Here is a 10,613-nt window from a genome sequence, read left to right on the forward strand (position 1 = left end):
TCCGCCCCGCGAACACACCCGACCCACCCAGCAACTCCGCAGCCATCCCCACCCACTGCGAACCCTGACCCGGAAACACCAACACCACACGACCCTCGACCGTCCGACCGCCGTCCCACCCTCCGGAGTCGTCGTCGGCCATCCGGCCGAGCAGAGTGTGGAGTTGGTCCCGGTCTCCGATCAGTGCCTTCCGGTACTCGAAGGCGGTGCGCGCGTGCAGGGCGGACCCGATGTCGCGCGGGTCGGGTACGGGGCTGCCGTCCAGGTGGCGGCGTAGGCGGTCGGCCTGGGAGCGCAGTGCCCGCGGATTCTTGGCCGACAGCAGCCAGGGCACGGCCGGCAAGGGGGTGCCCTCGGCCGTCGGGCCGTCGTCTTCGAGGGGGGTGTGTTCGAGGATGGTGTGGACGTTGGTGCCGCTGAGGCCGAAGGACGACACTCCGGCCCGGAAAGGGCGACCGTGGGGCGGCCAGGGCTGCTGCTCGGTCGCGAGAACCAGCGCTCCGCGCGTCCAGTCGACGTGGCTGGAGGGCCTGCCGACATGCAGGGTTCGGGGCACCTGCCCGTGCTGCATGGACAGCACCGTCTTGATGACCCCCGCCACACCCGATGCCGCCTGGGCGTGGCCCAGGTTGGACTTGAGGGAGCCGACCAGCAGGGGACGATCGGCGGGCCGGTCCTGGCCGTACGTGGCCAGCAACGCCTGCGCTTCGATGGGGTCGCCGAGAGTGGTGCCGGTGCCGTGCGCCTCCACCACGTCCACCTCGGCCGACACCAGCCCCGCGTCCGCCAACGCCGCACGGATCACCCGCTGCTGGGAGGGGCCGTTGGGGGCGGAGAGGCCGTTGCTGGCGCCGTCCTGGTTGACAGCGGAGCCGCGTACCACCGCCAGTACCGGGTGTCCGTTGCGCCGGGCGTCCGACAGCCGCTCCAGCAGCAGGACCCCGACGCCCTCGCCCATGCCCATGCCGTCCGCGTCGTCCGAGAATGCCTTGCAGCGACCGTCCTCGGCGAGTCCCCGCTGGCGGGAGAAGCTGATGAGGGCGCCGGGGGTCGCCATCACGGCGACGCCGCCGACCAGGGCGAGGGAGCAGTCGCCGCCGCGCAGCGCCCGGCCCGCGAGGTGCATGGCGACGAGTGACGAGGAGCAGGCGGTGTCGATGGTCACCGCGGGGCCCTCCAGACCCAGGGTGTAGGCGACCCGGCCGGATACAACGCTGGGTGCGCTGCCGGTGAGCAGGTGGCCGTCTCCTTCCTCCGACCGGGCGACGACGGCCGCGTAGTCGGCGTAGTTGACGCCGGTGAACACTCCGGTGGGGCTGCCTCGCAGGGCAGTCGGGTCGATGGCGGCGCGTTCGATCGCCTCCCAGGTGGTTTCCAGCAGCAGCCGCTGCTGCGGGTCCATGGCCAGGGCCTCGCGCGGCGAGATGCCGAAGAACTCCGCGTCGAAATCGGCCGCGTCGTGCAGGAAGCCGCCCCGCCGGGTCGTCGAGGTGCCGGGGCGGTCGGAGTCGGGGTCGTAGAGGGCTTCGATGTCCCAGCCCCGGTCGATGGGGAAGTCGGAGACGGCGTCGCCGCCGTCGGCGAGCAGGCGCCACAGGTCTTCGGGGGTGCCGATGCCGCCGGGAAAGCGGCAGGCCATGGACACGATCGCGATCGGCTCGTCGTCGGGTGCGGGCGGGTGCGCGGCGGCGTCCGGACCGGAGAGGTCCGGGGCGGAGGGGCGCGGCTCGGTGGCCTGCCGGCCGAGCAGTTCGGCGCGGATCTCCTGGGCGAGCGCGGTGGACGACGGGTGGTCGAAGATCAGGGTGGACGGCAGCCGCAGTCCGGTGGCGGTGTTGATCCGGTTGCGGAGTTCGACTGCGGTGAGGGAGGCGAAGCCCATGTCCTGGAAGGCCCTGCCGGGCCGGATCGCGTCCACCGTGGGATGGCCTAGGACGGCTGCCGCGTGGGTGCGGACCAGGTCGAGCAGCAGGCGGTGCTGCTCGGATTCGCCGAGGGAGGCGAGCTGTTGGCGCAGCAGTGCGGCGGCGGGTGCCTCCGAGTCGCCGGTCGCGGCCTCCAGGGCGCGGCGGGCTTCGGGGATGCCGGTGAGCAGCGGGCTGGGGCGGGTGGAGGTGAAGACGGCGGCGAACCGCTCCCAGTCGACGTCGGCGACGGCGAGTACGGTCTCGTCGTCGTCCAGCGCCTGTCGCAGGGCGTGGACGGCGAGATCGGGGTCGATCCGGGGCAGACCGTGCTGCTCCAGTTTGAACAGGTCGGCGTCCTCTCCGGCGATGCGGTCCTGCCAGGGGTTCTCGGCCTGCCAGATGCCCCAGTCGACGGTGGTGGCGGTGAGGCCGCGGGCCCGGCGGTGCTGGGCCAGGGCGTCGAGGTAGGCGTTGGCCGCGGCGTAGGCGCCGTGGTCGCCGCTGCCCCAGACTCCGGCGATCGAGGAGAACAGGACGAAGGCGTCGAGTTCGCGGTCGAGCAGGGCGTCGAGGTGTTCGGCGCCGGCGGCCTTGGCGGCGACGATCTGTTCGAACGCGGACATCGGTGTGCCGTCCAGGGGAGCGAGCGCTACGAAGGCGGCCGCGTGGACGACTGCGGCGACCGGGTCGCCCGCCGCCTCCAGGCCGCTGAGCAGCGACGCCACCGCCTGACGATCCGCCAGATCACAGACAGGCAGGGTGAGCCGTACGCCGAGGGCGGCCAGCTCCGCGGCGAGTTCGGCCGCGCCGGGTGCCTGGGGGCCACGGCGGCCGGGCAGGACGAGGTGGGTGGCGCCGCTGCGGGCCAGCCAGCGGGCGAGGTGCGGGCCGACGGCTCCGGTGCCGCCGGTCAGCAGGACGGTGCCGCGGGGCTTCCAGTGCTTCGCACGGCCGCCGCTCCGGGGGGCGCGCCGGAGGCGCCGGGCCAGGAGGCCGGTGGGGCGCAGGGCGATCTGGTCCTCGCGGCCGACGCCGTCGGTGCCGGGGCCGGAGGCCGTCAGTACGGCGGCGAGCCGGGTCCTGGCGCGGGCGTCGAGGTCCGGCGGCAGGTCGACGAGTCCGCCCCAGCGGGCGGACAGTTCCAGCGCGGCCACCAGTCCGGTGCCCCAGACCAGTGCCTGGCGGGGGTGGGTCACCGGGTCGTCCGGGCCCGTGGACACGGCCCCGGCGGTGGCGCACCAGAGGGGTACCGTGAGGGCGAGGTCGCCCAGGGCCTGCACCAGGGCGACGGTGAGTGCCGTCCCGGTGGGCAGGGCCGGGTGGTCCGGGTGGGGCTGGTCGGCGGCGGCCAGCAGGGACAGCACGCCCGTGGGGACGCGGTCGCCGAGGGCGGTGGCGAGCGTGTCCGCGAGGTCCGTGCGGTGGACGGCGTCGGCCGTGAGTTCGGCCGTGACGACGGTGGCGCCCGCTTCGGTGAGTGCGAGCAGCGGGCCGCGTACCTGTGCGTCGTCGTCGTGTCCGGCGGGCAGGACGACGAGCCAGGTGCCGGCGGCGGGGGCGGCGGCCGCCGGGTCGGGCAGGGGCTGCCAGCCGATGCGGTAGCGCCAGGAGTCGATGACGCTCTCGTCTCGCCGCTGTTTGCGCCAGCCCCGCAGGGCGGGCAGTACGGGGGTGAGGGCGTCCTCGTCGACGGCGAGGTGGGCGGCGAGCTCGGCCGGGGCGTCGTGGTCGACCATGTGCCAGAAGGCCGTGTCGTGCGGGTCGGCGGCGGCCGGTCCGGCGTCGGGCGCCGCCTCCGGCTCCAGCCAGTAGCGCCGCAGTTGGAAGGGGTATCCGGGCAGGGCGGTCGAGCGGGCGCCGGTGCCGGCGTACACCGCGGACCAGTCGACGGCCGCGCCCGCCACCCACAGTTCGGCGGCCGAGCGCAGGGCCCGGCGCAGTCCGCCGTCGTCGCGGCGCAGGGTGCCGACGACCACGGGCGGCTCCGCGGCGCCGGTGGCCTCGGCGGTGTCCTGGAGGGCCATGGTCAGCACCGGGTGCGGCGACACCTCGACGAAGACCTCGTGGCCCTGCTCGACCAGGGAGCGTACGGCCGCGTCGAAGCGGACGGTCCCGCGGAGGTTGCGGTACCAGTAGTCGGCGTCCATGGCCATGGTGTCGAGCCGGTCGCCGGTGACGGTGGAGAACAACGGGATCCGGGCCGGGAGAGGGCGTACGCCGGCCAGCGCGGCCAGCACTTCGGACCTGATCCGTTCGACCTGGGCCGAGTGCGAGGCGTAGTCCACGGGTACGGACCGGGCCCGTACGCCCTGTGCGGCGCAGTGGGCGAGCAGTTCGGCGAGGGCCCGGGGCTCCCCCGAGACCACCACGGCGGCGGGCCCGTTGACGGCGGCCACCGACAGCTTCTCGGCCCAGGGGGCGATCGCGGCGCGGACCCGGTCCTCGGGCAGCGACACCGCGGCCATGCCACCGAGTCCGGCCAGCGCCCGGATGGCCCGGCTGCGCAGGGCGACGACCTTCGCCCCGTCCTCCAGACTCAGCGCTCCCGCCACCACGGCGGCGGCGATCTCTCCCTGGCTGTGCCCGACCACGGCGTCGGGCCGGACGCCCCAGGACTCCCAGTGCGCGGCCAAGGACACCATCACCGCCCACAGCACCGGCTGCACCACGTCCACCCGTTCCAGGGAGGGCGCCCCGGGCGCGCCCTCAAGGACGGCGAAGAGCCGCCAGTCGACATGGGCGGAGAGGGCGGTGTCGCAGGCGGCGAGGCGGTCCCGGAAGACGGGGCTGGTGGCGAGCAGGTCCCGTGCCATGCCGGCCCACTGGGAGCCCTGGCCGGGGAACACCAGTGCCGTCCGGCCCTCGACGACCCGGCCGGTGCCCGTGACGACGTCAGCGGGCGTGGCCGGGGCGGGAGCCGGGACCAGGCCGGAAGCCAGGGCCGGGCCGGTGGGGAGGTCCGTGCCCGGTCCGGTCAGGGCGGCGAGCCCGTTCAGCAGTGCGGGGTGCCCGTCGCCGATCACCACGGCCCGGTGTTCGAAGGCGGACCGGGTGGTCGCCAGCGAGAACCCGATATCGGCCGGCCGTGCGGGCGCGTCCGTGGCGAGCCGGGCGCGCAGCCGGGCCGCCTGGTCCCCGAGCGCGGACGCGGTGCGGCCGGACAGCACCCAGGGCATCGCGGCACCGGGCGCGCCCGCCGGCTCCGCCGACGGCCCGGACCCGGGCGCCGGACCGGCCCCCGCGCTCGGCCCGGCCACGGTGTCCGGCCCGTCGGTCACTGCTTCCGGTCCGTCGGCCGGTTCCGGCTCCGGCGCCTGTTCGAGGATGACGTGGGCGTTGGTGCCGCTCATGCCGAACGAGGACACCCCGGCCCGGCGCGGCCGGTCGACGACGGGCCAGTCGCGGGCCTCGGTGAGGAGTTCGACGGCGCCCGAGGACCAGTCGGCGTGCGGGGTGGGCGCGTCCACGTGCAGGGTGCGCGGCAGGACGCCGTGCCGCAGCGCGAGCACCGTCTTGATGACCCCGGCGACTCCGGCGGCGGCCTGGGTGTGCCCGATGTTCGACTTCAGCGACCCCAGCCACAGCGGGCGGTCGGCGGGCCGGTCCTGGCCGTACGTGGACAGCACCGCGTCGGCTTCGATCGGGTCGCCCAGCCGGGTCCCGGTGCCGTGCGCCTCCACCGCGTCGACCTCGGAGGCGGTCAGTCCGGCGTCGGCGAGGGCCGCCCGGATCACCCGCTGCTGGGACGGGCCGTTGGGGGCGGTCAGGCCGTTGCTGGCACCGTCCTGGTTGATCGCCGAGCCGCGCAGCACGGCCAGCACCGTACGGCCGTTGCGGCGCGCGTCCGACAGCCGCTCCAACAGCAGCATCCCCACGCCCTCGCCCCATCCGGTGCCGTCCGCGGCCGCCGCGAACGGCTTGCAGCGACCGTCGGGGGACATCGCGCCCTGCCTGCTGAACTCGACGAACACCGCCGGCAGTGCCATCACGCTGACCCCGCCGGCGAGCGCGAGCGAGCACTCACCGGCCCGCAGGGACCGCGCCGCGAGGTGCAGCGCCACCAGCGAGGCCGAACAGGCGGTGTCCACGGTGACGGCGGGGCCCTCGAGACCGAGCGCGTAGGACACCCGCCCGGACATCACGCTCATCGAGTTCCCCGTCATCAGGAACCCCTGAACGGCTTCGGCGGCGCCGGAGCCCAGCGTCGCGTACCCCTGGTCAATGGCCGCGGCGTACACCCCGGTAGGGCTGCCCCGCAGGGTGAGCGGGTCGATGCCGGCCCGCTCGACGGCCTCCCAGGACGCCATCAGCAGCAGCCGCTGCTGCGGGTCCATCGCGATCGCCTCACGGGGCGAGATGCCGAAGAAGTCCGGATCGAAGTCCGCCGCGCCGTCCAGAAACGCCCCCTGCCCGGGGACCGTGCCGCCGGACGGCCAGGCGGTCTCCCAGCCCCGGTCGCCGGGGACGGGCGCGACGGTGTCGCGGCCTCCGGCGAGCAGTTCCCACAGGTCCTCCGGGGTGCGGACACCGCCGGGGAACCGGCAGCTCATCGCCACGATCGCGATCGGCTCGCTCGTACGGGCCTCGGCCTCCCGGAGCCGCTGCCGGGTGTCCCGCAGGTCGATGGTCACCCGGTTGAGGTAGTCGCGCATCCTCTGGTCGCTCACTGGACACCGCTGCTTTCGTCTCGGGATGCTCGGGGCTCGTCTCGGGATGCGCGGGGGGCGGGGACGGCGCGGGCCGGTGCCCTGGTCATGCGGATCCCAACTGCCGGTCGATGTAGTCGAACACCTCGTCGTCGCTGGCCGCCTCGATCAGATCGGGGGCCAGATCGTCCGCGTCGCCCGTGGGGCGGGCGGTGGTGGCCGGTATCCCGCTCGGCAGCGGGCGGGACAACACTCCCCTTATCCGGGCCGCGAGTTCGTCGCTGACGCCGTCCGGCGGCAGGGCGTCGAGCAGGGCCTCCAGGGTGTCGAGCCCGGCCCGGACCGCCGCGTCGTCCGTCGGGCGGGCGGCGGTGGCCCGCTGGGCGAGGTGGCGTGCCAGTGCCTCCGGGGTGGGGTGGTCGAAGACGAGGGCGGCCGGCAGCCGCAGCCCGGTCGAGGACGCCAGCCGGTTACGCAGTTCGACCCCGGTGAGGGAGTCGAAGCCGACGTCCTTGAACGGGCGGGCCGAGCGGATCAGATCCGGCGAACTGTGGCCGAGCACCGCCGCGGCGTTGCCACGCACCAGGTCGAGCAGGGTCCGGTACAGCTCGGCCTCGGGCAGCTCGGCGAGCTGCCGCGCCATCGAGCGGGCCGGTGCCGCGGCGGCGCCGGTACGGGCGGGACGTACCAGGCCGCGGAGCACGGCGGGCAGCCGGTCGTCCGCCCGCAGCACGGACGGGGCGATCCTGGCCGCGAGCCGGTAGGCGTACGGGGAGTCCAGCGCCGCGTCGAACAGGGCGAGGCCCTCCGCCGAGGTCAGTGCGCCCGCCCCGGCGCCCCGGCCCGCGGTGACGGCGGCGGTCATCTCACTGCGCTCCTCCCACAGGCCCCAGCCGACGGACAGGCCGGGCAGTCCCTCGGCCCGGCGTTCGACGGCGAGGGCGTCGAGGACCGCGTTGGCCGCGGCGTAGTTCGCCTGCCCGGCCGCGCCGAACAGGGCGGCGCCCGAGGAGAACAGGACCAGCGCCGCGAGGTCGAGGTCGCGCGTGAGCTCGTGCAGGGCCAGCGCCGCGTCCACCTTGGGCCGCAGGACGCGGTCGAGCCGGTCCGGGGTCAGCCCGGCGATCGTGGCGTCGTCCAGGACACCGGCCGCGTGGACGACGGCGGTCAACGGGTGCACGGCGGGCACCGACACGAGCAGGGCGGCGAGCGCGGCGCGGTCGGCGACGTCACAGGCGGCGACGGTCACCGACGCCCCGAGCCTGGTCAGTTCCCCTACCAACTCCGGCATTCCGTCGGCGGAGCCGCCCCGGCGGCCCGCCAGCAGCAGGTGCCGGGTGCCGTGCGCGACGACCAGGTGCCGGGCGAGGAGCTGTCCCAGGGTGCCGGTGGCCCCGGTGACCAGGACGGTTCCTTCGGGGTCCGGCGGAACGGGCATCAGCAGGACGTTCTTGCCGACACCCCGGGCCTGGCTGAGCGAGCGCAGGGCGGCCGGGGCCTGCCGGACGTCCCAGCCGGTGACGGGCAGGGGACGCAGCACTCCCTGCTCGAACAGGCCCAGGACGTCGGCGAGCATCTCGCCGACACGCTCCGGACCGGCCTCCATCAGGTCGAACGCCCGGTAGCGCACCCCGGGGTGCTGCCGGGCGACCGTCTCGGGGTCGCGGACGTCGGTCTTGCCCATCTCCACGAACCGGCCGCCGTTCGGCAGCAGCAGCAGACCGGCGTCGACGAACTCCCGCGCCAGGCTGTCGAGTACGACGTCGACGCCCCGCCCACCGGTGGCCGTCAGGAACTTCTCGGCGAAGTCCGTGGTCCGGGTCGAGGCGATGTGTGCGTCGTCCAGCCCGCCGGCCCGCAGGACGTCCCACTTGGCGGGTGAGGCGGTCGCGAACACCCGCGCACCGGCGTGCCGGGCGAGCTGCACCGCCGCAGCACCGACACCGCCGGCCGCGGCGTGGACCAGTACCGATTCCCCGCGCCGCAGTCCGCCGAGATCGAACAGACCGTAGTAGGCGGTGAGGAACACCACCGGCACGGATGCGGCGCGGGCGAAGGACCAGCCCGCCGGTATCCGGGCGACGGTACGGCGGTCGGCGACGGCGGTCGGGCCGAACGCACCCCCGAAGATCCCCATTACCCGGTCCCCGGGCACCAGGTCGTCCACACCCGGGCCCACCTCGATGACGGTTCCGGCGCCCTCGCTGCCCAAGCCCTGCTGTTCGGGGTCGGGGTCCAGGCCGAGCGTGGCGATGACGTCGTGGAAGTTCAGCCCGGCGGCGCGCACCGCGATCCGTACCTCGCCCTTGGCCAGCGGGGCGAGGGCCGCGGGAGCGGGCTCCGCCGTGATGTCCTCCAGGGAACCCCGGCCGTCGGTGGTGAGCCGCCAGGCGGCGCCGTCCGGCAGGGACAGCGTGCCGTCCGGCCGTCCGCCTCGGACCAGGCGCGGCAGCAGCGGCGGGCCGGTCCGCAGCGCCAGCTCGGGTTCCCCGGCGGCGAGCGCCGCGGTCAGGGCGTCCGCCGGCTCGCCGGTCCCGGCCGCGTCGATGAGGACGAAGCGCCCGGGGTGCTCGGCCCGCGCGCTGCGCACCAGGCCCCACAGCGCGGCCTGGGCGGGATCGACGGGACGGTCGACCGGTGCGGTACGTACCGCGTCCGTGGTGAGCAGGGCCAGCCTGGCCGCTGCGAACCGCTCGTCGGCCAGCCACTGCTGTACGAGGGCGAGGCCCCGGTGTGCGGTGGCGCGGACCCGATCGGCGGAGTCGGGCAGGTCGGCGGTGGCGACGGTGGCCACGATCACCTCGGGGAGGGTGGCGCCCGCTCCGAGGGCTGCCCCCAGGGCGTCGAGGTCCTGCCATGACACCACGCCGGGGAAGGCACCGCCGAGGGCGGCCCAGGTGGGCGCGGCGCTGCCGGCCGGTTCGGTGGCGGGGGTCCAGTCGAGGCGGTACAGCAGGTCGGCGTGGGCGGTCGCGGAGAGCGGCCCGCCCTCGGCCGGCGGCCTCAGCAGCAGGGACTCCACGCCGAGCACCTGCCGGCCGGACAGGTCGTGGGCGTGCAGGGTCACGGCCTCCGGCGCGTCGGCGGCGAGCCGTACGCGCAGCATGGTGGCCCCGGTGATCCCGCAGGTCACACCATTCCAGCTGAAGGGCAGCCGGGCCCGACCGTCCTGGTCGGGCAGCAGCGCGGCGATCTGGAGGGCCGCGTCCAGCAGCGCGGGGTGCAGCACGCATCCGGCGGCGTCGGCGTGCTGCGGCTCCGGCAGCACCACCTCGGCGAACACCTCACCGCCGCGGAGCCACGCGGCACGGATGCCGCGGAAGGCGGGGCCGTAGTGGTGGCCGGCCTCGGCGAAGCGCTCGTAGAGGTCGCCGGTGTCCACGGGTTCGGCACCGGAGGGCGGCCAGCTCAGCAGACCGGCCGCGGCCGGATCCCCGGCGGGCCGGGGTGCCAGGATGCCTGTGGCGTGCTCGGTCCAGGGGGCGTCGGCGTCCCGTGCCGTACGGGCGAACACGCTGAGCCTCCGCCGACCGTCGCCGTCGGGCGCGGCGACCCGGAGCTGTAGGCGGACGGCGCCCTCGTCCGGTAGCACCAGCGCCGATCCGAGGGTGAGTTCCTCGACCACCGGGCAGTCCGCCTCGGCCCCGGCGCGCAGCGCGAGTTCGAGAAAGGCGGAGCCGGGGAAGAGGACGATGCCCGACACCGCGTGGTCGGCGAGCCAGGGGTGGGTGTCCAGCGCGATCCGGCCGCTGAGCAGCAGCTCATCGGAGTCCGCGACCTGCGTCGCCGCACCGAGCAGCGGGTGTCCGGTCGTGGCGAGACCCGCCGAGGCGACGTCCCAGCTCGTGGTCGGAACGTCGAGCCAGTAGCGGTTGCGCTGGAAGGCGTACGTCGGCAGCTCGACGCGCCGCGCCCCCGGGAACACACCCGACCAGTCCACCTCCAGGCCGCACTCCCACGCACGACCCACCGCACGCAACACCTGAGCCAGACCACCCTCATCACGCCGCAGCGTCCCCAGCACCGCGGCATCCACACCCGCGGCCTCCACCGACTCCCC

Annotated in this window: 2 protein-coding genes; both read right to left on the reverse strand. The window is 75.3% G+C overall.

Annotation, left to right across the window (positions count from 1 at the left end; all coding sequences use genetic code 11):
* On the reverse strand, positions 1 to 6,574 hold a 6,574-nt coding region (locus ACIRJT_RS38660), incomplete at its 3' end, for a type I polyketide synthase (RefSeq protein WP_403919290.1).
* Positions 6,575 to 6,659: 85 nt separating this feature from the next.
* Positions 6,660 to 10,613: SDR family NAD(P)-dependent oxidoreductase (locus ACIRJT_RS38665; RefSeq protein WP_403919293.1), on the reverse strand; the 3,954-nt coding region annotated here is incomplete at its 5' end.

This window comes from Streptomyces sp. NPDC102283, from assembly GCF_044766265.1.
Classification (GTDB): Bacteria; Actinomycetota; Actinomycetes; order Streptomycetales; family Streptomycetaceae; genus Streptomyces.